This is a genomic window from Aquabacter sp. L1I39 (genome assembly GCF_017742835.1).
Classification (GTDB): domain Bacteria; phylum Pseudomonadota; class Alphaproteobacteria; order Rhizobiales; family Xanthobacteraceae; genus L1I39.
This window is the reverse complement of sequence record NZ_CP072392.1, coordinates 4,136,706-4,158,635: the sequence shown is the minus strand read 5'-3', so window position 1 is coordinate 4,158,635 and position 21,930 is coordinate 4,136,706. Positions and strand designations below refer to the sequence as shown.

Sequence of the window (21,930 nt, the reverse complement as noted above, 5' to 3'; positions counted from 1 at the left end):
CCGCCGCGTCACTTCTGTGAGATGGTGCCAATCAAGCGGATCAAAAGCTTGTCGCCGCACCTTTTAGCAGGTTGTCGGCAAGGAGACGTTCCATGCGCAGCACCCTGTATCTTTCATCCGCGCTCCTCACCGCCGCCCTGATGCTCCCCGCATCGGGCGCGCAGGCCCAGGCCCTGCGCCTTGGAGCGGCCCCGAATCTGAAAGCAGCCGCCCTCGCCTCGCCGCTCGCGGCCGAGCAGGTCCAGTATCGCGGCGGCCCCGGCTGGGGCGGGCGCACCGGTTGGGGTGGCCGGCCGGGCTGGGGCGGCGGCCCCCGCCCCGGATGGGGCCCAGGACCGCGTCCGGGATGGGGTGGTCCGGGATGGGGGCCGCGTCCAGGCTGGGGGCCAGGACCCAGGCCCGGCTGGGGGCCGGGATGGGGACCGCGCCCTGTCTGGAACGGCGGATGGGGCTATGCGCCAGGATGGGGGCCAGGATGGGGCTGGGGGCCGGGGTGGGGCTTTGGTCCCGGCCTTGCCACCGGCATCATCATCGGATCAGCCGCCGCCAGCGCCCCGCCACCGCCGGCCTACAACAATTGGGTGGCCTACTGCTCGGCACGCTTCAAGTCGTACAATCCGCGCACGGGCACATATCTGGGCTATGACGGCCGCCGGCATTCCTGCCCCTGAGGCTCCATGGTCCCGCCTCCTCCGCCGCCCGAGCCGGGCGGCGGTTCGGCACGACTACCGCGCTGACGGAGTGCGGCGCAGCGGGTGGCCGCACGGCCCCGCAACGGCCCGCCGCCGTGCCGAAAACGACCGATCTTACCTCCGCTTCTTTTCACAGATCCGCGAGCCTTGCGACCCGTCCGGCGTCTGCGGCGTTGTTTCCGCAAGGAGACATTGCCAATGAAACGCACTTCTCACAGCCTCAAGGGCCGCCTGCTCGCGGTTGCGGCGGCCGGAACCTTCTTCCTGTCGGGTGTTGCGGGAGCGGCTGCGGGCGCAGTCGGGCCGGTCGCCCCGCTGCAGGGCGCAGCCCTGAAGGGTCAGGGCGCCACCACCGAAGTCCAGTACCGGGGCGATCGCAATTGGCGCAGCGGCCCGGGATGGCGGGGCAAGCCCGGCTGGCGCGGGAATCCTGGTTGGCGCGGCCCCGGATATCGCGGCGGGCCCTATGTCTATGGACCGGGATACCGCAATTGCGGATGGGGCGGCTGCAACAATAACGGCGCGGCGGTCGCTGCAGGCGTGATCGGGGGTCTGGCACTTGGCGCCGCAGCAGCGGCAGCGGCGAATTCGTCGTCCGCGCCGGTTCGCTCCAGCAATGACTGGATTGCCTATTGCTCGTCCAAGTACCGCTCGTTCGACCCCTCGACGGGCACCTATCTGGGCTATGACGGCAAACGCCATCCGTGCAGCTAATCGGCTGAGCGGCAAAGCCCGAAAGCTGCCGTTCAAATGCAAAACGCCTCCGCGCTGCCGCGGAGGCGTTTTTACATGCACCCCTCGTCCGGTCAGCGCGGGGCGAGGATCATGATCATCTGGCGGCCTTCGAGCATGGGCTCGGCTTCCACCTTTGCGATGGTGGAGACGTCTTCCTTCAGCTTCTGAAGCAGCTTGAAGCCGATGTCCTGATGCGCCATTTCGCGACCGCGGAAGCGCAGGGTCACCTTGACCTTGTCGCCTTCCTCGAAGAAACGCTGCATGGCCTTCATCTTGACGTCGTAGTCATGGGTGTCGATGCCGGGCCGGAGCTTGATCTCCTTGACCTCCACCACCTTCTGCTTCTTGCGCGCCTCGCTGGCCTTCTTCTGGTTCTGGTATTTGAACCGGCCGAAATCCAGGATTTTGCAGACGGGCGGCGCGGAGTTCGGCGAGATCTCCACGAGATCAAGGCCAGCCTCCTGGGCCAGCAGGAGCGCGTCGCGCGTGGCCATCACGCCCAGGTTCTGTCCTTCCTGGTCGATGAGCTGAACTTCGCGGATGCGGATCTCTTCGTTGACGCGCGGGCCATCCTTCTCCGGCGCGACGGGTCTCATGGGGCGGCGAATGGCGATAATCTCCTCTGCCATTGAACACGGCCAGATGTGGCGCAGCCGGCGCGGATCGACGCGCCAAGGCCCGGCACCACTGTCGGGCGAAGACGGAACATCGGGATTGTCGCGCGCAAAGTCAATGACCAACAACGGTTTCGTCGCCATTGGCGGGGCGCACGCGGGGCGGTTTGCGCCCCTCTATGGATCGGCAGCCACAGTTCAGCCGCCTTCTGGCGCCATGCGGTCAGACCTGCCGCACCGCCCCGCGGATCCGCAAATGGGCCGGAAACCTCGCATGATGCAAGCCTTTGCCGCATTCGCTCCCAAGCAGCCGCTGGCGGCAATGGTCGGGCTGGGGCTTTTTGCCTCCGCCGTTCCGGCCTTTGCGGACGGCCAGCTTGAGGCCAGATACGCGCTCTCGCTCGCGGGTGTCGAGGTGGGCCGCGCCGAGGTCACCGTGAACGCTACGGATGCCGGATACGACATTCTGGGCACGGGGCGGGTGACCGGGATCCTGCGCGCCGTCTCGTCCGGCAAGGGCAGCGTGGCGGCGCGGGGCGGCATGGCGGCCGGCAAGTCCGTGCCCCGCCTGTTCGTAGTCAGCGCCCGCGCCGACGGCAAGGACGAGCTGATCAAGTTCGCCATCACCGACAATATGGTGAAGGACCTCGACGTCGCGCCCCCGCCCAAGCCCTATCCCGACAGGGTCGAGATCACCGACGCCCATCTCCTCAACGTCACCGATCCCCTGACGGGGGCCTTCGTCTCGGTGCCGGGAAAGGTCGACATGCTGTCGGCTGCCGCCTGCGATCGCACGGTCCCCGTCTTCGATGGCCGCCAGCGCTATGACATCGTCCTGTCCTTCGAGCGCGTCGAGGACGTGAAGATCGAGAAGGGCTTTTCCGGCAAGGCGGTGGTGTGCCAGGTGCGCTATGTGCCGGTGGCCGGCCACAGGCCGACCCGCAGCACCGTCAAATACATGCAAGAAAACAAGGATATGCACGTCTGGCTGGTGCCGATCGCGGGCACCCGGCTGATGGCGCCGTTCAAGGTGGAGGTGGCAACCCTCGTGGGCACCGTCCTGTTCGAGGCCACCAGCTTCAAGACGGAAGCCAAGGAGAAGACCATACCGGTGAACGCCGCCAAGCCGTGAGGCAACCTCCGGGCGCCCCGTGACCGGCCCGGACGGCCCCTTGGCCAGCGGCAGGGGACGAAGCGCGAACTGAACCGCGACTCGATTCGCTCGCGATTCGTTCCGCTCCCGTTCTCACGAATCCCGAAACGAACTGCGACGCCCGCGTTGACACCTCGCCGTGCGGAGGTGTTCCCTTGGGGGGCGTGCGTTTGGTCACGCCAGAGGACATCATGGCGAAACGAAAAGCGGGCGATCAGGAAGCGGCGCAGGTGCCGCGCGGTGTGAAGACCCTTGCCGAGGCGAAGGCCTGGATGGCTGCCCGAGGCATCACGGAAATCGAATGCACCGTGCCGGATCTTGCCGGAGTGGCGCGCGGCAAGATCATGCCGGCGTCGAAGTTCTTCTCCTCGCCTGTCATGAACCTGCCGCTCTCCATCTTCTTCCAGACCATATCGGGGGAATATCCCGATTATGACGGCCTGGTGGATTCGGTGGTGGCCGATTCCGACCTCGTCATGGAGCCGGACTTTTCCACCCTGTGCACGGTGCCCTGGGCGCAGGACCCCACCGCCCAGGTGATCCACAACGCTTTCCACCGCGACGGCCGTCCCGTGGAGCTGGCGCCGCGTCAGGTGCTCAAGCACGTGCTCGGCCTTTATGCCAAGCATGGCTGGAAGCCCGTCGTGGCGCCCGAGATCGAATTCTACCTGGTGGAGCCAAACACCGACCCGGACTATCCGCTGAAGCCGCCGGTGGGCCGCTCGGGCCGTCCGGAGATCGGCCGCCAGTCCTATTCGATCCAGGCGGTGAACGAGTTCGATGCCCTGTTCGAGGACATCTACGATTATTCCGAGGCCCAGGGCCTGGAGATCGACACGCTGATCCACGAGGACGGCGCGGCGCAGATGGAAATCAACCTGCGCCACGGCGATCCGCTGGAGCTGGCGGACCAGGTGTTTCTGTTCAAGCGCACCATCCGTGAGGCGGCGCTCACCCACAAGATCTACGCCACGTTCATGGCCAAGCCCATCGCCAACGAGCCGGGCAGCGCCATGCACATCCACCAGTCGGTGGTCTCGGCGGAGAATGGCAAGAACATCTTCTCCGACGAGGATGGCGATCCGACCCCGGAATTCTTCTCCTTCCTGGCCGGCCACCAGAAATACCTGCCCTCGGTCATGTGCATCCTGGCGCCCTATGTGAACTCCTATCGGCGCCTGACCCGCGATTCCATGGCCCCCATCAACGTGCAATGGGGCTATGACAACCGCACCGCCGGCCTGCGCGTGCCGCCGGCCAGCCCCGCCGCCCGCCGGGTGGAGAATCGGGTCCCCTCCTCGGACGCCAATCCCTATCTGGTCATCGCGGCGTCACTGGCCTGCGGCTATCTGGGCATGATCAAGGGCCTGCGCCCCACCGAGCCGCTGGAGGGCGACGCCAAGAATCTGGACTTCGACCTGCCCCGCGGGCTCCTGGAGGCGGTCGCCGCCTTCGAGGAGAATGACGATCTGGCCGAAGTGCTCGGCAAGAGCTTCGTGACCACCTATTCGGCGGTCAAGCAGGCCGAGTTCGAGACCTTCATGCGCGTCATCTCTCCCTGGGAGCGGGAATATCTCCTGCTCAACGTCTGAGGCGCAGCGCTTTCCGGCCGCGCGCTCCGGCGCGCGGCTCACAGCGGCGTCACACGACATGAAACTCACCGGCCACCCCAACTCCTGGTACGCCGCGACGGCGCACCCCCTGCCTGAACAGCCGGCCCTGCGTGGTCCCGTAACGGCGGACGTGGTCATTATCGGCGCAGGCTATACTGGCCTGTCCGCCGCCCTCCACCTCGCCGAGCGCGGAATCCGCGTGGTGGTGCTGGAAGGCGGTCGCATCGGCTCGGGCGCCTCCGGGCGAAATGGCGGGCAGATCCATTCCGGCCAGCGCCGCGACGTGGACTATCTGGAAGGCGCCGTCGGCAAGGACGATACCGCCAAGCTCTGGGCGCTCGCGGAGGAGGCCAAGGGCCTGGTGCGGGACCTCGTGGCGCGCCATGCCATCGCCTGCGACCTGTCCGACGGCCTGATCATCGCCGACCACAAGCCCAATTACGTGCCGATGACGCAGGCCTATGTGCGGCGTCTCAAAGCCGAGTACGGCTATGACCGCATCGACCTCCTCGACCGTGAGCAGTTGCGCGCTTTGGTGGGGTCAGACGGCTATTATGGCGGCATGATCGACCATGGGGCGGGGCACCTGCACCCGCTCAACTTCGCCGTGGGCCTTGCGCGCGCGGCGCTGGCGGCAGGCGCGCGAATCCATGAGGGAACACGAGCGGTCCGTTTCGCCGAGACCGGCGCGGGCGGCGGTGTGACCGTTGAGACGGACGGTGGCGGGTCGGTGAAGGCCGACATTCTGCTGCTCTGCGGCAACGGCCTGATGGACGGGCTCGACGGGCGCGTGGACACCCACGTCATGCCCATCAACAATTATATCGCCGTCACCGAGCCCCTGGGCGCACGGGCCGCAGAGATCATCTCCAATGGCGCCGCGGTGGCCGATAGCCGCTTCGTCGTGAACTATTATCGCATGACGCCGGACGGGCGCCTGCTGTTCGGCGGCGGCGAGAATTACCGGCGCACGCTCCGCGAGGACGTGAAGAGCTTCGTGCGCCCCTTCATGCTGCGCATCTTCCCGCAACTGGCGGACGCGCGGCTGGATTATGCCTGGGGCGGCACGCTGGGCATCACCATGACGCGCCTGCCCTTCGTGCGGCGGCTGTCGAGCCAGGTGCTGGTCGCGGCCGGCTATAGTGGCCAGGGCGTCGCGCTGGCACCGCTCTATGGCAAGATCCTCGCCGAAGCGGTGGCAGGCCAGATGGGCCGGTTCGACCTTCTGGCCCGGCTGCCGGTGCCCGGCTTCGTGGGCGGCACCTTGCTGCGCTTCCCGCTGATGGTGGCGGGACTGACCTATTACGCCCTGCGCGACCGGCTCTGACTGGCCGCGCCCGTCAGAGGGCGCGGCGGGAGTGCGGTGCCGTCACCATCGGCGCAATCACTTGCCGTCCATCATCTTGCGCGCCTCGGCCACCGCCTTCAGGCAGGATTGCTCGTCGCCGGCCGCCTGGAAGTTCTGCGCGGCATTCAGCGCGGCGGCGGGGCCAACCGCTGGCGGCAGCTTGCCTTCCGCCGCTTCCACCGACGAGGGCGTGGGCTGGTGGTCCAGCTGGGCACCGACGCTCTGGGGTTCCGTCGGCGGCTTGGGGCCGGAGGGCTGCACCGCCTTCAGGCGCTGCTGCAGGGCCACAATCTGCTCGATGCACGGCTCGGCGCGCGCCGCCTCGGACGCGAGGCCGGAGAGGGAGGCGATCGCCGCGGCGGCGGCCAGACCGCCAATCTTCGTGCCGAACATCATGAATCAGGTTCCGCTGCTGGGATCGGGAGCACGCGCGCTTCCGACGGAGAGAGAGCACCGAAAATGGCCCATGACGGTCTCAGTCTCAAGACGTGCGCGGCAAGGCGCCGCGCGGGGCAGGCCATCGGCAGCCGATGGACGGCGCAAAATGCCGGGAAACTTAGCGCGGAGCGGGGGCTGGAACGGGGACCGACCGGATGAGGCCCCGGCCCTGCCGCCTTCATGGCGGGAAGGGAGGGAGGGAGGGAGGAGAGCGGGGGCGGTGCTCTCCTCCCTCCGGAACGGTCGGATCCCGGGTTGCGGTCCGAAATCAGACCGAACCGTTCAGTCAACGAAGAGCTTTCTAGCCCCCTTCGTTTCGGCGCGCAACACCAAACCGAACGGTTCGGTCAATTTTTTTACATCCCCCCTCTGGCAACGCTTGCCTTGCCTCAATTTCTACCGGAGAACAATTCTAGGCTCGCACGCGGGCTGCAGGGGGAGCGGGTCGGCAGGAGTTCGCGTTTTGACGCATGTGGAGACAAGGGACCCGCCGGCCGCGGGGCAGGATCCGGAAAAGCGCCGTCAGATCCTCAACGGTGCCCGCCAAGTGTTCTTCGAGCGCGGCTTCGATGCCGCCAGCATGGGGGACATCGCCCGTGCGGCGGGTGTTTCCAAGGGCACGCTCTACGTCTATTTCGAGGATAAAGTCGATCTCTTCGCCTCGCTGGTCAGCCATGAATGCGACGAGACGGCGGAACGGACCTTCCAGCTTGAGGCGAGTGGGCTCGATCTCACCACCGCGCTCACGCGGCTCGGCACCTCCTATCTTGAAATGATGGTGCTGCCCTGCAACGTGGCCATCCTGCGCACCGTGATCGCCATCGCCGGCAAGTTCCCCGAGATCGGCCGCCGCTTCCTGGAGGCCGGCCCCAAGTCCGGCACCCGGCGCGTGGCCGCCTTCCTGAAGACGAAGGTGGAGCAGGGCCTGCTGGAGATCGACGACCTGGAGACGGCAGCCAGCCAGTTCCTGCTCTTGTGCAAGGATGGGGTGATGACCCCCATCCTGCTGGGCGGCTCGGAAGAAACGCCACCCCCCGAGCAGATCGAGGCGTCCGCGCGGCGCGCGGCCACCTTCTTCCTGAGGGCCTATGGCGTGCGCCCCCATTGCGGCGTAGGTGAAAAAGCGCCTGAAGCTGCGACGGGCTGAGCGCTCCTTAGTCCTCCTGCTCCAGCTGCGGCACCGGCCCGAGCGAGACGCCGTTCAGCTCCGCCACCACGTCGGAAATCTGCGGCACGTTCCAGTCTCCCCGGCCAAGGCCCTCTGCGGCCGCATAGACATTCTTGACGCTGGCGCTGACGAAATTGGCCGCCCCCACCGCGCTCGCCAGGTTGTTCACATAGCGCATGTCCTTGTGGGCATTGGACAGCGTGAAGCGGTGGGCGTTCACGTCCCGCTCCAGCACATATTTGAAGAAGGTCTGGTAGAAGCCGCAATCCATGCGCGAGCCGGAAATGACGCTGTCGAACACCTGCGGCGTCACGCCCACCTTGGCCGCGAGGGCCAGCGCCTCCGCATAGATGGCGCCATAGCCCAGCGACAGGAAATTGTTGAGCAGCTTCATGGTGTGGCCGGCGCCGGGGCCGCCCACATGGATGATGCGTGCGGCAAAGGCGGCAATGGCCGGCTCCACCGTCCGGAATGCACCCTCTTCCGCCCCCACCATGGCCGAGAGCTTGCCCTCCTCCGCCTGGATCGGCGTGCCGCCGAGAGGGGCGTCGCAATAATGGATGCCCTTCTCCTTCAGCTCCGCGTGCAGGGCCATGGTCAAGGCCGGCTCGGAGGTGGAGGTGTCGACGATGTGGAGCCCGGGCTGCGCGCCCGCCACCAACCCGTGCGGCCCGCGCACCACCGCCTCCACCTGCGGCGCCCCGGTCACGCACAGGACAACGATGTCGGAGGCCGCGGCCAATTCGGCCGGCGTCTTCGCCTCGCGGGCGCCCCGCGCCAGCAGATCCTCAACCGGCGCCCGGTTGCGATGGCCCATCACCGTGAGGACAAACCCTTTCTCCACGATGTTCTTGGCCATGCCGTGGCCCATCAGCCCGACGCCGATGAAACCGATCCTGGGCTTTTCCATGGGGTCGCTCCTTCCCTGCAGATTGCCTTTTGGTCGCGCGGATTAAATCGTTTAGCATGGATGAAACGCCCACATGAAACGTCTAAGAACAGCAATCGGGGGAGGGGCGATGGACGACACGCTGCATGCCAGCCGGGGCAAGGTGACGCTCCAGCGCCTGGCGCTCGAACTCGGCCTGTCCACGGCCACGGTCTCGCTGGCGCTGCGCGACAGCCCGGTGGTGGCGGAAGCCACCCGGCAGAAGGTGCAGGAGGTGGCCCGCGCGCGCGGCTATGTGGCCAATCGCGGCGCCGCCTCGCTGCGCACCGCGCGCACCAACATCATCGGCGTCGGCCTCCACGACATCATCAACCCCTCCTTCACCGAGCTTCTGGCCGCGCTGGAGGATGCGCTCAGCGCCGCGGGCAAGACGGTGCTGCTGGGGGTGGGCCAGGAGGACGTGGCGCGCCAGACTCAGGTTCTGGGCACGCTGGCGGAATACCGGCCCGATGCCTTCATCGTCTCGCCTGCCGCCGGCACCGGGGTGGACGACTTGCGGGCGCTCGCCGCCACCGGCATCGCCGTGGTGCAGGTGACGCGGGAGGTGGAAGGCTCGGGGTTCGACTTTGCCGGCTCGGACGATGTGACCGGCGTGCGGCTGGCCGTTTCCCATCTGGTGGCGCTCGGCCACCGGCGCATCGCCATGATCGGGGGTTTCGAGGCTGCCTCCACGGGACGACGCCGTTTTGCCGGCTATCGAGCAGGTCTTGATGCGGCAGGACTGCCCTTCGATCCTGCGCTGGTCATGCCGGGACGGGGGACGCGCGAGCATGGGCGCTTTGCCATGGAGCAATTGCTGGCCTTGTCCGAGCCGCCCACCGCCGCAGTGAGCTTCAATGATCTGTGCGCCTTCGGCGCCATGATCGGGGTCCAAGCGGCTGGGCGCGTGGTGGGTGAGGATGTGTCCATCGTCGGCTATGACGACATTGGCGAGGCGGCCCTCTGGCATCCCGCCCTCACCACGGTCTATACCCGCATTCCCGAATATGGACGGGCGGCGGCGACTCTGGCGCTGGCCCGCATCGCCGATCCCACCCGGCCGGTGGAGCGGGTGGTGCTGGAGCCACACCTCGTGGTGCGCGGCTCCGCCGGGCCGCCCAAACCGGTGTCGCGTCGCGCTCCATGATCCTGCCCGTTACCGATCCCGACGACCCGCGCATCGCCGATTTCCTGTCCGTCCGTGAACGCGACCTAGTGGGCCGGCAGGGCCGCTGCATCGCCGAGGGCGAGGTGGTGCTGCGCTTGCTCCTGTCGCGGCCCGAACACCGCATCCTCTCGCTGCTGCTCTCCCAGTCGAGCCTCGCCCGCCTCGCCCCGGCGCTCTCGAGCCTCGATCCGGCAGTGCCGGTGCACGTGGCCGAGCAGAAGGTGATGGACGCCATTGTCGGCTTCCACATCCATCGCGGCATCCTCGCCCTGGTGGCACCCCGGCCGGTGCCGGAGGCCGCCACGCTCCTGGGCGAACTGCCGGAGCGGGCGGTGGTGGCGGGGCTGGTGGGCATCACCAACCACGACAATGTGGGCGGCATCTTCCGCAATGCGGCGGCGTTCGGGGTGGATGCGGTTCTCATGGACGGCGCCTGCTGCGACCCGCTCTACCGCAAGGCCATCCGCGTCTCGGTGGGCGCGAGCCTGATCGTGCCCTATGCGCGGGTGGAGACGGGCGCGGGCATGATCGCGCTGCTGGAAGAGGCGGGCTTTGCCGTCGCCTCGCTCTCACCAGCCGGCGCGACGCCCTTGCACAACCTGACGCGGCCGCCTCGGATCGCCGCCGTGTTCGGGACGGAGGGGCCAGGCCTGCCGGGCGACATCCTGGCGCGCACCCGCACGGTCTCCATTCCCATGGCCGAAGGATTCGACAGCCTGAACGTTGCCACCACCTCCGGCATCGTGCTCCATCATCTGGCGGTGGCGGCTCAGACGGAGAGATAGGCCGCGCGCACCTGTGGGTCCGCCATCAGCTCGGCGGGCGTGCCCGCGAACACCGTCCGGCCCTTTTCCAGCACCGCCATGCGGTCGGCGAGGCCAGCCAGCACATCCACATGCTTGTCGATGACGAGGATGGAGAGCCCCTCCCCCTTCAGGGTGCGGATGACGGCCCAGATCTCCGCCCGGATCAAAGGCGCGAGGCCCTCGGTGGCCTCGTCCAGGATCAGGAGGCGCGGATTGGTCATGAGGGCGCGGCCGATGGCCAGCATCTGCTGCTCGCCGCCGGAGAGCTTGTTGCCATAATGGCCGCGCCGCTCGGCAAGGCGCGGGAACAGGCCATAGACGCGCTCCAGCGTCCAGGCGGGCAAGCCGGCGCGCGCCGGGGCCGAGGTGGCGACGAGATTTTCTTCCACCGTCAGGGTGGGAAACACCTGCCGCCCTTCGGGCACGAGGCCGATGCCGGCGCGGGCGATCCGATGGGGCGGCGCCCCCGCCATGGCGGCGTCGGCAAAGACGATCTCACCCGACTGCGGCGTCACAAGGCCCATGATGGCCCGGACCGTGGTGGTCTTGCCCATGCCGTTGCGCCCGAGCAGGGCGAGGATCCCCCGCTCGGGCACCTCCAACTCCACGCCGAACAGAACCGGCGCGCCGCCATAGCCCGCCTTGAGGCCGCGCACGCTGAGGAGCGGGACGGATGGGCTCATGCCTCGTCCCCCAGATAGGCGGCCCGCACGGCGGGGTCGGCGCGCACTTCGTCCCCGGTGCCGCAGGCGATGACGCGGCCGGCCACAAGAACGCTGATGCGGTCCGCCAGGCGGAACACCGCCTCCATGTCGTGCTCCACCAGCAGGATGGGGCAGCGCTCACGCACTTCCTCGATAAGCGTCACCATGCGCCGGCTTTCCTCCGGCCCAGTGCCCGCCATGGGCTCGTCCAGCAGCAGGAGGCGGGGACGGCAGGCGAGCGCCATGGCCAGTTCCAGCGCCCGCTTTTCGCCGTGGCTGAGATCCGCCGCGCGGACCTCCCCGCGCGTCTCCAGGCCCGCGAGCGCCAGCAGGTCCCGCGCCTCTTCCCTCTGCCGGCGCGCCGCGCCAAAGGCCGGCACCAGACGGAAAGACGGTCCGAAGGCGGCCTGGAGCGCGAAAGCGACGTTTTCCAGCGCCGTGAAGGCAGCAAAAACCGAAGTGATCTGGAACGAGCGCGACAGCCCCGCCTTGGCGCGCCGGTGCACCGGCTGATGGGTGATGTCCCGCCCCTCGAACAGGATGCGCCCGCCATCGGGCGTCACCTCGCCGGCGATCTGCGAGACCAGCGTCGTCTTGCCCGCGCCGTTGGGGCCGATGACCGCATGGATTTCGCCTGGATGGACGGACAGGTCCACCCCATCCGTCACCACCAGGGCACCATAGGCCTTGGAGAGGCCGGAAATCTCCAGGAGGGGCGCGCTCATGCCGCCCTCCCCCGCCGCATCAGCCGCGCCAGAGCCGGCGGCACCAGGACCAGCAGCACCAATAACGGGCCGAACAGGATGCGCCAATGCTCGGTGAAATGGGCGAGGCCTTCCTCCACCAGCACCACGCCCAGCGCGCCGATGATGGCGCCCGTGAGCGTGCCCATGCGCCCCATCAGCATGCCCCCGGCAACCACCATCACGATGAGCTCGCCCGAGCGATGCCAGGACAGATAGGCGGGGCTCACGAACTCGGTGAGGTTGGCGAACAGTGCCCCCGCCAGCCCCGCCAGGGCGCCGGCGAGCGCATAGGCGATGAGGCGGTAGGGATAGGGATCAACGCCCAGCGCCCGCGTGCGCCGCTCATTCTCCTTGGCCGCCCGCAAGGTGCGGCCGAAGGGCGAGGACAGGAGGGTGAGGCACAGAAGGAAGGTGGCCGCCAGGAAACCGAGGGTGGCGTAATGGAAGGGCACCGCCCCCTTCAGCCAGCGCTGGCCGGCGAGCGTCGAGCGCACCGCCAGCGGCAGGCCGTCATCGCCCCCATAGGCGGACAGGCTCTGCGTCACGAAGAAGGCCATCTGCCCGAAGGCGAGCGTAATCATGATGAAATAGACGCCGCGCGTCTTCAGCGCGACGGCGCCCGTGACAAGCGCGAACAGCCCCGCCGCCGCCATGGCCGCCGGAAAGGCCCAGAGCGCGTCTGTCACGCCCTCTTCGGCGAGGATGCCCACCGCATAGGCGCCGATCCCCATCACCGCCGCATGGCCGAAGGAGACGAGCGCGCCGGCCCCGAGGATCAAATCCAGGCTCACGGCGGCGATCGCCAGGATCATGCCGCGCGCGATGACCGACAAAAGGTAATTGTCCGCCGCCAAAGGCGCGGCGGCGAGCAAGGTGAACAAAGCCAGCGGCAGGAGAAAGCGCGCCATCATGCCGGCGCCGGGAACAGGCCGCGCGGCCGGAAGAAGAGCACCCCCGCCATCAGCAGATAGATGGACATGGAGGCGAGCGCCGGCCCCGCCTGGGTGGCGGCGGAGGCGCTCATGATGAGCTTAAGGAGATCGGTGAGGAAGGACCGGCCGAGCGTGTCGATGAGCCCCACCAGCAGCGCCGCCACGAAGGCCCCCCGCATGGAGCCGATGCCGCCGATGACGATGACCACGAAGGCGAGGATGAGAAGCCCATCCCCCATGCCCGGCTCCACCGACAGAATGGGCCCCGCCAGCGCCCCGGCGAAAGCAGCCAGCATGGCGCCGAAGGCGAAGATCTTGGCGAACAGGCGGCCGATATCCACGCCCAGCGCCGAGACCATGGGCGCATTGGTGGCCCCCGCCCGCAGCAGCATGCCGGTGCGGGTGCGGGTGACGAGAAGATAGAGCCCGCCGGCAACCGCAAGGCCGGCGCCGATGAGCACCAGGCGATAGACCGGATAATTCAGGCCATCCATCAGCCGCACCGAGCCGGAGAGCAAGGCGGGCATGGGGATGGACAAAGGCGCGGAGCCCCAGGCCATCTTCACCGCCTCGTTCACGAACAGGATGACGCCGAAGGTCGCCAGCACCTGCTCCAGATGGTCGCGGCCATAGAGCGGGCGGATGACGAGGCGCTCCAGCACCAGCCCCAGCACCAGAGCCGCGCCAAGCGCCAGCGGCAGGCCCAGCCAGAAGCTGCCGGTGAGCGCGGTGGCGGTCACCATCAGATAGGCGCCCAGCATGTACTGGACGCCATGGGCGAGATTGATCACGTCCATGACGCCGAAGACGAGCGTCAGCCCGGCCGCCACCAGGAACAGGAGGATGCCGAGCTGGAGCCCGTTGAGAAGTTGGACAAGAAGCAGCGTGGTGGACATGAGCTTTCAGAATGCGCCGTCGGGACAGGCGGGCGCCGGCAGGGAGGGATAAGCCCTCCCCCACCGTCACTTCATGGCGCACTTCTCCGCATAGGCATCGCCATAATTGGAGAAGATCTTCTCGGCCACTTCCGTCTCCACCTTACCGTCGGCGCGCTTGGCCACCTTCACCAGATAGAAGTTCTGGATCGGGAACTGGTTGGTGTTGAACTTGAAGTCACCGCGCACAGAGGTGAAGTCGGCCTTCTTGAGGGCGGCGCGCACGGCGTCCTTGTCGGAGAGCTTGCCGCCGGTGGCCTTCACCGCGCTGTCGATGAGCTTGGCGGCATCATAGCCCTGCGCCGCATAGAGCGCGGGCACATAGCCATATTCCTTCTCGAACGCCGCCACGAAGGCCTTGTTGGCCGGCACGTTCAGGTCCGGCGCCCAGGCGGCGCCGGAATAGAAGCCGAGCGCCGCCTCGCCGGTGGCGGGCAGCGTCGTCTCGTCCACCGTGAAGGCGGACAGGAAGGGAATGGTCTCGGCAAGGCCCGCCTGGCGATACTGCTTGACCAGGTTCACGCCCATGCCGCCGGGCATGAAGGTGAAGAAGGCATCGGGCTTGGCGGCGGCGACCTTGGCAAGCTCGGCGGAGAAGTCGAGCTGGCCGAGGGGGGTATAGATCTCGTCCACCACCTCGCCTTTGAAATAGCGCTTGAAGCCGGCGAGCGCGTCCTTGCCCGCTTGGTAATTGGGCGCCATCAGCACGACCTTCTTATAGCCCTTGGACTGGGCATATTGGCCGAGCACTTCGTGGTTCTGGTCGTTCTGGTAGGAGGCGGCGAAGAAGAACGGGCTGCAGCCGGCGCCGGCAATGGTCGAGGGGCCGGCATTGGCGGAGATGAGGAAGGTGTCGTTGGCGGTCACGGGCTTGACCACCGCGCCGGCCACGTTGGAGAAGACGAGGCCGGCGATGAAGTCCACCTTGTCGCGCTCCATCAGGCCCTTGGCCTTCTGGACGGCGACGTCCGGCTTCAATTCGTCATCCACCACGATGACTTCCGTCTCCTGCCCGCCGATCTTGCCACCCATCTCCTTGACCGCCAGCAGGAAGCCGTCGCGCATGTGCTGGCCCAGCACCGCCGAGGGGCCGGACAGAGTGGCGAGGAAGCCGATCTTCACCGGGTCCGCCAGAGCGGGCGTCCCTGCGCCGAAGGCGATGCCCGCGGCGGCAAGCCCCGCCAGTGTGAAGCCCTTCAAGCCGACCATGGTCCCATTCCCATCGTGGAAGTTTCGTTGCGGCACAGTTGCAGAGAGCCGCGCGGCTCACAAGAAGCCTTTCGCCAAAACGGCGCTTTGCCCACGGGCTGTCGCGATGGGGCGCGCACATGCCGCCCTCGCGCCACGCCCATGCATCCACAGTGGATTGCGATCGCGCCGCGCGCACCTATAGTAAATGGAGAGACTGGCCGCCGCCCGCCCCTCGCGGCGCGGCCTGACAAAGACAGAACCGGATGACCCCTTTCCTCTCCCGCGATGAGATCATCGACCTGATGGGCGCCGACCCGGCCGGGACGCGCGTCGTGGTCGCCATGTCCGGCGGTGTCGATTCGTCCGTGGTCGCCGCCTTGCTGGCTCATGCGGGCTATGACGTGGTCGGCGTGACGCTTCAGCTTTACGACCATGGCGAGGCCGCCCACCGCAAGGGCGCCTGTTGCGCAGGGCAGGACATCTATGATGCCCGCACGGTGGCCGACAAACTGGGCATTCCCCACTACGTGCTGGATTATGAAAGCCGCTTCCGGGCCGAGGTGATCGAGCGCTTCGCCGACAGCTATGCCTCCGGCGTCACCCCCATTCCCTGTGTGGACTGCAATCGCACGGTGAAGTTCCGCGATCTCCTCGCCACCGCCGAGGATCTGGGCGCCGACATTCTGGCGACCGGCCATTATGTCTCAAGCCGCCTCCTGCCCGATGGACGGCGGGTGCTCAGCCGCGCCGCCGAGGAAAGCCGGGACCAGAGCTATTTCCTGTATGCCACCACGCCCGAGCAACTGTCCAAGCTGCGCTTTCCGCTCGGCGGTCTGCGCAAGGGCGATGTGCGGGCATTGGCGCAATCCTTCGGGCTGGTGGTGGCGGACAAGCCGGACAGCCAGGACATCTGCTTCGTGCCCGGCGGCGATTATGCCGAGGTGGTGGAGCGCCTGCGCCCCGAGGCGGGCGAGGCCGGCGACATCGTCCACCTGGACGGCCGGGTCCTCGGCCGCCATCGGGGCGTGATGCACTACACCATCGGCCAACGGCGGGGCCTTGGCCTGTCGACACCCGACCCGCTTTATGTGGTGGCCATCGATGCCGCCCGGCGCGAGGTGCGCGTCGGCCCGCGCGAGGCGCTGAAGGTGCGCACCATCCGCATCGAGGATGTGAACTGGCTGGGCGACCTGCCCTTTGCCGCCGCCTGCGCCTCCGAGGCAGAGGTGTTCGTGAAGGTGCGCTCCACGCGCCCGCCGGCACCGGGGCATCTGGGCACCGACCCCCAAGGGGAACCCCTGGTTCACCTTCATGACGGGGAAGAGGGAGTTGCACCGGGGCAGGCCTGCGTGTTCTACGATGGCGCCGAGGGCGCGGCGCGGCTTCTGGGTGGTGGCACCATCCTGCGCACGCTGCCCGCCGAGATGGCGCCGTCCGCACCGACACCAGCACGCGCGCAAGTGGCATGAAGGGGGCGGCAGACGACCTCCGTGGGGGTCGCACGGCCGTCTTGGAAGTGTGACTATTTGAAGTGTGACTATTGGGCGTGTGACCACAGGACGAGGCCCACGCTTGGCGACACTGCGGTGCGCGGGCGGGGCAAGCCGGCAAGGCTGGGGCGAAGAGAAAAATGGCGGTTCAGTACGATCTCGAGGGCCAGAAGAAGGTCTATGCCAAATGGGCCCCCATCTATGATGCCGTTTACGAGAAGCTCCTCGCGGATGCGCAGAAGAAGGCGGCCCATGCGGCGGCCCGCTGCGGCAATGACATCCTGGAAGTGGGCGTCGGCACCGGCCTCGTCCTGCCCTATTACCCCCGCACCTGCCATGTGACGGGCATCGACCTGTCGTTCGACATGCTCAAGAAGGCGGTGGCCAAGACCCATCGCCGGCAATTGTCCAATGTCTCGCTTTTGGCCGCCATGGATGCCTGCGCGCTGGGCTTCCCGGATCAGCGCTTCGACGCCATCACCGTTCCGTTCGTCATTACGCTGGTGCCGGATCCAGAAGGTGCCCTGGACGAGATGCGCCGCGTGCTGCGGCCGGGCGGCGAGATCATCATCGCCTCCAAGTTCGGCGCCGATTCCGGCCCCACCATGCATGTGGAGGCGGCGCTCGCCCCCCTGGTGAAGAAAGTGGGTTGGAGCATTGCCTTCCGCCCGAGCCGGCTGCATGCCTGGGCGGCGCGCCATCCCGACATGGAAGTGGTCGGCATCGCCCCCGTCTTCCCGGCCGGCTTCTTCAAGCTGGCACGCCTGCGCCGGAAGGCCGGTTGAACGGCTGTGGGCAAAGGCCCGTCTCTTTCTTGACAGCCTGCGGCGCGCGCTCCTATATGCGCGCTCCATGCGCTGGGCGGCTCGCCCGGCCGGTCGTGGCAGCGTAGCTCAGTTGGTGAGAGCGCCGGATTCATAACCCGGAGGTCGGCGGTTCAAGTCCGCCCGCTGCTACCACCCTTCCCGCTTTTCCAGATCTCCCTACGACCTCCATCGCGGCAGCCGCGTCGGCGCGCGCGGGCGCGGGCGTTCGCCCCTTCCCTTGAGGCGCGACGTGCTTTCTGATGGGATCGACGGCTCGGCCGCGCGGGACGCGTCGCGTCCCGTCGAGGTGGCGAAGATGCGGGAGGGGGAGATGGGATTTACGCAGGCGATCTCCAGCGGCCTGTCCAACTACGCCACCTTTCGCGGGCGCTCCTCGCGCAGCGCGTTCTGGTGGTTCTATCTGTTCAACTTCCTGGTCTCGCTCGGCGCGGCGATTCTTGGCTCGGCGGTCTCCGAGACCGCGGGCGAAGTGCTGCACCTCGTGGTGACGCTGGCCTTCCTGGTGCCCAATATCGCCATCGCCACGCGCCGCCTCCACGATATCGGGCGCAGCGGCTGGTGGCAGTTGCTGGCCGTCACGCTGATCGGCCTGCTGGTGCTCATCTATTGGTGGGCGCAGCCCTCGCAGCCCGGCCCGAACGCCTATGGCGCCGGGCCGGACCTCACCTGACGCTCTCTCGGCGCGCTCACGCCTCGTGGTCGCGCACCCACTTGATGATGCCGGAGAAATCCGTGCCGCCATTCCCCTCCGCCTCGAAGGTGGAATAAAGCTCGGTCGCCTTGGCGCCGAGAATGGTGGCGGCGCCGGCCTGCTCGGCCACTTCCTGGGAGAGCCGCAGGTCCTTCAGCATCAGGGCCGTGGCAAAGCCGGGCTTATAGTCGCGATTGGCGGGGCTCGCCGGCACCGGGCCTGGCACCGGGCAATTGGTGGTGAGCGCCCAGCACTGGCCGGACGAGGTGGACGCCACGTCGAACAGCGCCTGATGGGACAGGCCCAGCTTCTCCGCCAGCACGAAGGCCTCGGACACGGCGATCATGGAAATGCCGAGGATCATGTTGTTGCAGATCTTGGCCGCCTGGCCGGCGCCCGCCTCGCCGCAATGGACCACCTTGCGGCCCATATGCGCCAGCAGCGGCTGTGCCTTGGCAAATGCCCCCGCCGTGCCGCCGGCCATGAAGGTGAGCGTGCCGGCTTCCGCCCCCACCACGCCACCGGAAACCGGCGCATCCAGGCTCTCGTGACCGGCCGCGGCAGCCGCTGCATGGAAGGCGCGAGCGGAGGCCACGTCGATGGTGGAACTGTCGATGAAAAGCGTGCCCTTGCGGGCATGGGCGAAGAGGCCGTCCGGGCCGTCCACCGCGCCCAGCACATGCTTGCCGGAGGGCAGCATGGTCACCACCACATCCGCCTGCGCCACCGCCTCGGCCGCGCTCGCGGCAATGACGATGCCGCGCGCCTTGGCGGCCTCCAAAGCGGCGGGAACGAGGTCGAAGCCGGTGACGGTCAGGCCAGCCTTGACCAGATTGCCGGCCATGGGCCCGCCCATATTGCCGAGGCCGAGAAATGCGACATGGGTCATGAGGATCCTCCCTTAAGGGGATGCTTCGGCGCGATGCGCCGGCAAAAGGTCAGTTGGAGCCGGCAATCAGTGCGCGAGACACAATCAGGCGCATGATCTCGTTGGTGCCTTCCAGGATCTGGTGAACCCTCAGATCCCGAACGATTTTCTCAATTCCGTAGTCGGCAAGATAACCGTAGCCACCATGCAGCTGGAGCGCCTCATTGGCCACCTGGAAGCCGATATCGGTGCCGAAGCGCTTGGCCATGGCGCACAGCTTGGTGGCGTCGGGCGTCTTGGCATCCAGCGCCGCCGCCGCGCGCCACAGGAAGGTGCGGGCCGCCTCCAGCTCGATGGCCATGTCGGCAAGGCGGAATTGCAACGCCTGGAATTCGTCGAGCCGCTTTCCGAACGCCTTGCGCTCCGCCATGTAGCCGAGCGCCTTGTCGAGGGCCGCCTGCGCCCCGCCCAGCGAGCAGGCGGTGATGTTGAGGCGCCCGCCATCAAGCCCGGCCATGGCGATGCGAAAGCCCTCGCCCTCGGCGCCGATGCGGTTCTCCACCGGCACGCGGACGCCCTCGAAGATCACGGCGCGGGTGGGCTGCACGTTCCAGCCCATCTTCTTCTCATTGGCGCCGAAAGAGAGGCCCGGCAGGCCAGCGGGAATGACGAGGGTGGAAATGCCCTTCGGCCCCTCCCCGCCCGTGCGCACCATGGTGACGTAATAATCGGCGGCTCCGGCGCCGGAGATGAACTGCTTCTGGCCGTCGACCACATAATGGTCGCCGTCGCGCACCGCCCGCGTTTTCAACGCGGCGGCGTCCGAGCCGCAGCCGGGCTCGGTGAGGCAATAGCTGGCCAGCGCCGCCATGGTGCACAGATCGGGAAGAAACCGCTGGCGCTGTTCAAGCGTGCCGTAGCGGTCGATCATCCAGGCGGCCATGTTGTGGATGGAGATGAAGGCCGAGGTGCCCGGGCAGCCGGTGGCCAGCGCCTCGAAGATCAGCGCGGCATCGAGCCGCGACAGGCCCGACCCGCCCACATCCTCGCCCACATAAACCCCGCCCATGCCGAGCGCGGCAGCGGCGCGCAAGGTGTCGACGGGGAAATGCTTCTTCTCGTCCCACTCGACCGCATAAGGCGCGATCTCGGCGGCGGCGAAATCGCGCGCCATGTCGCGGATGGCGATCTGGTCCTCGGTGAGCTCGAACATGGAACCTCCCACGGGCAGGCTGGCGGTTCCTCCGCCATGCACTGGGACGCGGCGCAGCCTGAGGCCGCGCCGCACCGCGATTGTCCGTCTCCGCAGGAGACCGTCAGTTCATGGTGGGGATGACGAACTCCGCCCCGTCCTTCACGCCGGAAGGCCAGCGCGAGGTCACGGTCTTGGTCTTGGTGTAGAAGCGCACGCCATCCGGGCCATGCTGGTTGAGATCGCCGAAGCCCGAGCGCTTCCAGCCGCCGAAGGTGTGATAGGCGATCGGAACCGGGATCGGAACATTGATGCCCACCATGCCCACCTGGACCTTGGAGGCGAAGTCGCGGGCGGCATCGCCGTCGCGGGTGAAGATGGCAACGCCATTGCCATATTCATGCTCGGTGGGCAGGCGCAGCGCTTCCTTATAGTCCTTGGCGCGGACCACGGAGAGGACGGGACCGAAGATCTCTTCCTTGTAGATGCGCATGTCCGGCGTCACGTGGTCGAACAGGCAGCCGCCCAGATAGAAGCCGTTCTCATAGCCCTGGAGCTTGAAGCCGCGGCCGTCCACCAAGAGCTTGGCGCCTTCCTCGACGCCGATGTCCACATACTTGGTCACGCGCTCCAGCGCCTCGCGGGTCACGAGGGGACCGAAATCGGCGGTCATGTCGGTGGAGGGGCCGATCTTGAGGCTCTCCACACGAGGGACCAGCTTTTCGATCAGACGGTCGGCCGCCTCCTGGCCCACCGGCACCGCCACCGAGATGGCCATGCAGCGCTCGCCGGCAGAGCCGTAGCCGGCGCCGATGAGGGCATCCACGGCCTGGTCCATGTCCGCGTCGGGCATGATGATCATGTGGTTCTTGGCGCCGCCGAAGCCCTGGCAGCGCTTGCCCGTCGCGGCGGCGCGGGAATAAATGTACTGGGCGATTGAGGACGAGCCGACGAAGCCCACCGCCTGGATGTCCGGATCGTCCAGGATGGCGTCGACCGCCTCCTTGTCGCCATTCACCACATTGAGCACGCCCGCCGGCAGGCCGGCCTCGATCATCAGCTCAGCAAGACGCATGGGCACGCCGGGATCGCGCTCGGACGGCTTCAGGATGAAGGCATTGCCGCAGGCGATGGCGGGGCCGAACTTCCACATGGGGATCATGGCGGGGAAGTTGAACGGCGTGATGCCGGCCACAACGCCCAGCGGCTGACGCATGGAATAGACGTCGATGCCGGGGCCGGCGCCGTCGGTGAACTCGCCCTTCAGAAGGTGCGGGATGCCGCAGGCGAACTCGATGACTTCCAGGCCGCGCTGAATGTCGCCCTTGGCGTCGGGAATGGTCTTGCCATGCTCGCGGGCGAGCAGGTCGGCCAGCGCGTCATAGTCGCGCTGCACCAGTTCCAGGAACTTCATCATCACCCGGGCGCGGCGCTGGGGATTGGTGTTGGCCCAACCCACCTGGGCAGCCTTGGCGTTCTCGACGGCGGCGCGCATCTCGGCGGTGGAGGCCAGCGCGACGCGGCCCACCACTTCGCCCGTCATGGGCTGCCACACATCCGAATAGCGTCCCGACGTGCCGGGCACGTGCTTGCCGTTGATGAAATGTCCGATCTCGCGCATGGGCGCCTCCTAAGGGGTTCTTGATTTCGGTCCGCTTGTTGGCCGGCACAATGGCTTATGGTTTTTTGCA

General features: G+C 67.4%; 22 protein-coding genes and 1 tRNA gene. 12 read left to right on the top strand and 11 right to left on the bottom strand.

The genetic code is table 11. The features are described from left to right. The first annotated feature begins 92 nt into the window (after positions 1 to 92). Together J5J86_RS18830 and J5J86_RS24505 are read left to right on the top strand one after the other, a co-directional pair. Positions 93 to 671: a BA14K family protein gene (locus J5J86_RS18830; RefSeq protein WP_209100771.1), complete on the top strand. Its 579-nt coding sequence runs from the start codon at positions 93 to 95 to the stop codon at positions 669 to 671. A gap of 219 nt (positions 672 to 890) precedes the next feature. Beyond that, positions 891 to 1,406: a BA14K family protein gene (locus J5J86_RS24505; protein WP_247657701.1), complete on the top strand. Its 516-nt coding sequence runs from the start codon at positions 891 to 893 to the stop codon at positions 1,404 to 1,406. Between the two features lie 92 nt (positions 1,407 to 1,498). On the opposite strand, the gene infC is transcribed toward J5J86_RS24505, so the two are convergent. Continuing rightward, positions 1,499 to 2,023 (bottom strand): translation initiation factor IF-3, encoded by a 525-nt coding sequence (infC, locus tag J5J86_RS18820; RefSeq protein ID WP_209105452.1) that lies wholly within the window; start codon positions 2,021 to 2,023, stop codon positions 1,499 to 1,501. Positions 2,024 to 2,315: 292 nt separating this feature from the next. Between infC and J5J86_RS18815 the strand changes: the two genes are divergently transcribed. From J5J86_RS18815 to J5J86_RS18805, 3 genes are all read left to right on the top strand, one after another. Beyond that, positions 2,316 to 3,173, top strand: coding sequence for a DUF3108 domain-containing protein (locus J5J86_RS18815; RefSeq protein ID WP_209100769.1), 858 nt, complete (start codon positions 2,316 to 2,318; stop codon positions 3,171 to 3,173). A gap of 212 nt (positions 3,174 to 3,385) precedes the next feature. After that, positions 3,386 to 4,786 carry a glutamine synthetase family protein gene (locus tag J5J86_RS18810; protein WP_209100768.1) on the top strand — a complete coding sequence of 467 codons (1,401 nt, stop codon included), beginning with the start codon at positions 3,386 to 3,388 and terminating at the stop codon, positions 4,784 to 4,786. A gap of 58 nt (positions 4,787 to 4,844) precedes the next feature. Next, entirely contained in the window at positions 4,845 to 6,134 is a 1,290-nt protein-coding gene (locus J5J86_RS18805; protein WP_209100766.1) for an NAD(P)/FAD-dependent oxidoreductase, read from the top strand. A 57-nt stretch (positions 6,135 to 6,191) separates the two neighbouring features. On the opposite strand, the gene J5J86_RS18800 is transcribed toward J5J86_RS18805, so the two are convergent. Next, on the bottom strand, positions 6,192 to 6,551 hold the full coding sequence (locus J5J86_RS18800) for a hypothetical protein (RefSeq protein ID WP_209100764.1): 360 nt from the start codon (positions 6,549 to 6,551) through the stop codon (positions 6,192 to 6,194). A gap of 514 nt (positions 6,552 to 7,065) precedes the next feature. On the opposite strand from J5J86_RS18800, the gene J5J86_RS24500 reads away from it, so the two are divergent. Next, positions 7,066 to 7,740 (top strand): TetR/AcrR family transcriptional regulator, encoded by a 675-nt coding sequence (locus J5J86_RS24500; RefSeq protein ID WP_247658581.1) that lies wholly within the window; start codon positions 7,066 to 7,068, stop codon positions 7,738 to 7,740. Positions 7,741 to 7,747: 7 nt separating this feature from the next. On the opposite strand, the gene J5J86_RS18790 is transcribed toward J5J86_RS24500, so the two are convergent. Then, complete coding sequence (locus tag J5J86_RS18790) at positions 7,748 to 8,671, bottom strand: NAD(P)-dependent oxidoreductase (RefSeq protein WP_209100762.1); 924 nt, start codon at positions 8,669 to 8,671, stop codon at positions 7,748 to 7,750. A 109-nt stretch (positions 8,672 to 8,780) separates the two neighbouring features. Here J5J86_RS18790 and J5J86_RS18785 point away from each other — a divergent pair, with 109 nt between their 5' ends. Beyond that, on the top strand, positions 8,781 to 9,836 hold the full coding sequence (locus J5J86_RS18785) for a LacI family DNA-binding transcriptional regulator (protein ID WP_209100760.1): 1,056 nt from the start codon (positions 8,781 to 8,783) through the stop codon (positions 9,834 to 9,836). Further along, positions 9,833 to 10,642: a TrmH family RNA methyltransferase gene (locus tag J5J86_RS18780; RefSeq protein ID WP_209100759.1), complete on the top strand. Its 810-nt coding sequence runs from the start codon at positions 9,833 to 9,835 to the stop codon at positions 10,640 to 10,642. The genes J5J86_RS18785 and J5J86_RS18780 overlap by 4 nt, the downstream gene beginning before the upstream one ends. Here the strand turns inward: J5J86_RS18780 and J5J86_RS18775 are convergent. The 5 genes from J5J86_RS18775 to J5J86_RS18755 form a co-directional block, all read right to left on the bottom strand. Beyond that, on the bottom strand, positions 10,627 to 11,346 hold the full coding sequence (locus tag J5J86_RS18775; RefSeq protein ID WP_209100757.1) for an ABC transporter ATP-binding protein: 720 nt from the start codon (positions 11,344 to 11,346) through the stop codon (positions 10,627 to 10,629). The genes J5J86_RS18780 and J5J86_RS18775 overlap by 16 nt on opposite strands. Next, positions 11,343 to 12,092 carry an ABC transporter ATP-binding protein gene (locus J5J86_RS18770; RefSeq protein ID WP_209100755.1) on the bottom strand — a complete coding sequence of 250 codons (750 nt, stop codon included), beginning with the start codon at positions 12,090 to 12,092 and terminating at the stop codon, positions 11,343 to 11,345. The genes J5J86_RS18775 and J5J86_RS18770 overlap by 4 nt, the downstream gene beginning before the upstream one ends. Then, positions 12,089 to 13,024: a branched-chain amino acid ABC transporter permease gene (locus tag J5J86_RS18765; protein ID WP_209100753.1), complete on the bottom strand. Its 936-nt coding sequence runs from the start codon at positions 13,022 to 13,024 to the stop codon at positions 12,089 to 12,091. Before J5J86_RS18765 ends, J5J86_RS18770 begins: the two co-directional genes overlap by 4 nt. Further along, positions 13,021 to 13,941, bottom strand: a complete 921-nt coding sequence (locus tag J5J86_RS18760) for a branched-chain amino acid ABC transporter permease (RefSeq protein ID WP_209100741.1) — start codon at positions 13,939 to 13,941, stop codon at positions 13,021 to 13,023. Before J5J86_RS18760 ends, J5J86_RS18765 begins: the two co-directional genes overlap by 4 nt. A 66-nt stretch (positions 13,942 to 14,007) precedes the next feature. Next, complete coding sequence (locus J5J86_RS18755) at positions 14,008 to 15,189, bottom strand: ABC transporter substrate-binding protein (RefSeq protein WP_209100739.1); 1,182 nt, start codon at positions 15,187 to 15,189, stop codon at positions 14,008 to 14,010. A 245-nt stretch (positions 15,190 to 15,434) separates the two neighbouring features. On the opposite strand from J5J86_RS18755, the gene mnmA reads away from it, so the two are divergent. From mnmA to J5J86_RS18735, 4 genes are all read left to right on the top strand, one after another. Further along, positions 15,435 to 16,640, top strand: a complete 1,206-nt coding sequence (mnmA, locus tag J5J86_RS18750) for a tRNA 2-thiouridine(34) synthase MnmA (RefSeq protein ID WP_209100737.1) — start codon at positions 15,435 to 15,437, stop codon at positions 16,638 to 16,640. Positions 16,641 to 16,801: 161 nt separating this feature from the next. Then, positions 16,802 to 17,446 (top strand): class I SAM-dependent methyltransferase, encoded by a 645-nt coding sequence (locus J5J86_RS18745; protein ID WP_209100735.1) that lies wholly within the window; start codon positions 16,802 to 16,804, stop codon positions 17,444 to 17,446. Between the two features lie 97 nt (positions 17,447 to 17,543). Continuing rightward, positions 17,544 to 17,620: transfer RNA gene (locus J5J86_RS18740), tRNA-Met, on the top strand. Between the two features lie 97 nt (positions 17,621 to 17,717). Next, entirely contained in the window at positions 17,718 to 18,158 is a 441-nt protein-coding gene (locus tag J5J86_RS18735; RefSeq protein WP_247657699.1) for a DUF805 domain-containing protein, read from the top strand. 16 nt (positions 18,159 to 18,174) lie between these two features. On the opposite strand, the gene mmsB is transcribed toward J5J86_RS18735, so the two are convergent. From mmsB to J5J86_RS18720, 3 genes are all read right to left on the bottom strand, one after another. Continuing rightward, positions 18,175 to 19,068, bottom strand: coding sequence for a 3-hydroxyisobutyrate dehydrogenase (mmsB, locus tag J5J86_RS18730; protein ID WP_209100733.1), 894 nt, complete (start codon positions 19,066 to 19,068; stop codon positions 18,175 to 18,177). A 49-nt stretch (positions 19,069 to 19,117) separates the two neighbouring features. Next, a complete protein-coding gene (locus tag J5J86_RS18725) occupies positions 19,118 to 20,260 on the bottom strand; it encodes an isobutyryl-CoA dehydrogenase (RefSeq protein ID WP_209100732.1) in 1,143 nt (380 codons plus the stop codon). A gap of 103 nt (positions 20,261 to 20,363) precedes the next feature. After that, positions 20,364 to 21,860 carry a CoA-acylating methylmalonate-semialdehyde dehydrogenase gene (locus J5J86_RS18720; RefSeq protein WP_209100731.1) on the bottom strand — a complete coding sequence of 499 codons (1,497 nt, stop codon included), beginning with the start codon at positions 21,858 to 21,860 and terminating at the stop codon, positions 20,364 to 20,366. Positions 21,861 to 21,930: the final 70 nt, after the last annotated feature.

Excerpts from the sequence above, each read along its gene's own strand:
- J5J86_RS18780 (WP_209100759.1), top strand. The coding sequence starts at position 9,833 with ATGATCCTGCCCGTTACCGATCCCGACGACCCGCGCATCGCCGATTTC.
- mmsB (WP_209100733.1), bottom strand. The coding sequence starts at position 19,068 with ATGACCCATGTCGCATTTCTCGGCCTCGGCAATATGGGCGGGCCCATG.
- J5J86_RS18745 (WP_209100735.1), top strand. The coding sequence starts at position 16,802 with ATGGCGGTTCAGTACGATCTCGAGGGCCAGAAGAAGGTCTATGCCAAA.
- J5J86_RS18755 (WP_209100739.1), bottom strand. The coding sequence starts at position 15,189 with ATGGTCGGCTTGAAGGGCTTCACACTGGCGGGGCTTGCCGCCGCGGGC.
- J5J86_RS24505 (WP_247657701.1), top strand. The coding sequence starts at position 891 with ATGAAACGCACTTCTCACAGCCTCAAGGGCCGCCTGCTCGCGGTTGCG.
- J5J86_RS18725 (WP_209100732.1), bottom strand. The coding sequence starts at position 20,260 with ATGTTCGAGCTCACCGAGGACCAGATCGCCATCCGCGACATGGCGCGC.
- J5J86_RS18785 (WP_209100760.1), top strand. The coding sequence starts at position 8,781 with ATGGACGACACGCTGCATGCCAGCCGGGGCAAGGTGACGCTCCAGCGC.
- J5J86_RS18810 (WP_209100768.1), top strand. The coding sequence starts at position 3,386 with ATGGCGAAACGAAAAGCGGGCGATCAGGAAGCGGCGCAGGTGCCGCGC.
- J5J86_RS18760 (WP_209100741.1), bottom strand. The coding sequence starts at position 13,941 with ATGTCCACCACGCTGCTTCTTGTCCAACTTCTCAACGGGCTCCAGCTC.
- J5J86_RS18815 (WP_209100769.1), top strand. The coding sequence starts at position 2,316 with ATGATGCAAGCCTTTGCCGCATTCGCTCCCAAGCAGCCGCTGGCGGCA.
- J5J86_RS18770 (WP_209100755.1), bottom strand. The coding sequence starts at position 12,092 with ATGAGCGCGCCCCTCCTGGAGATTTCCGGCCTCTCCAAGGCCTATGGT.
- J5J86_RS18775 (WP_209100757.1), bottom strand. The coding sequence starts at position 11,346 with ATGAGCCCATCCGTCCCGCTCCTCAGCGTGCGCGGCCTCAAGGCGGGC.
- J5J86_RS18800 (WP_209100764.1), bottom strand. The coding sequence starts at position 6,551 with ATGATGTTCGGCACGAAGATTGGCGGTCTGGCCGCCGCCGCGGCGATC.
- J5J86_RS18830 (WP_209100771.1), top strand. The coding sequence starts at position 93 with ATGCGCAGCACCCTGTATCTTTCATCCGCGCTCCTCACCGCCGCCCTG.
- J5J86_RS18720 (WP_209100731.1), bottom strand. The coding sequence starts at position 21,860 with ATGCGCGAGATCGGACATTTCATCAACGGCAAGCACGTGCCCGGCACG.
- J5J86_RS18790 (WP_209100762.1), bottom strand. The coding sequence starts at position 8,671 with ATGGAAAAGCCCAGGATCGGTTTCATCGGCGTCGGGCTGATGGGCCAC.
- J5J86_RS18765 (WP_209100753.1), bottom strand. The coding sequence starts at position 13,024 with ATGATGGCGCGCTTTCTCCTGCCGCTGGCTTTGTTCACCTTGCTCGCC.
- infC (WP_209105452.1), bottom strand. The coding sequence starts at position 2,023 with ATGAGACCCGTCGCGCCGGAGAAGGATGGCCCGCGCGTCAACGAAGAG.
- mnmA (WP_209100737.1), top strand. The coding sequence starts at position 15,435 with ATGACCCCTTTCCTCTCCCGCGATGAGATCATCGACCTGATGGGCGCC.
- J5J86_RS18805 (WP_209100766.1), top strand. The coding sequence starts at position 4,845 with ATGAAACTCACCGGCCACCCCAACTCCTGGTACGCCGCGACGGCGCAC.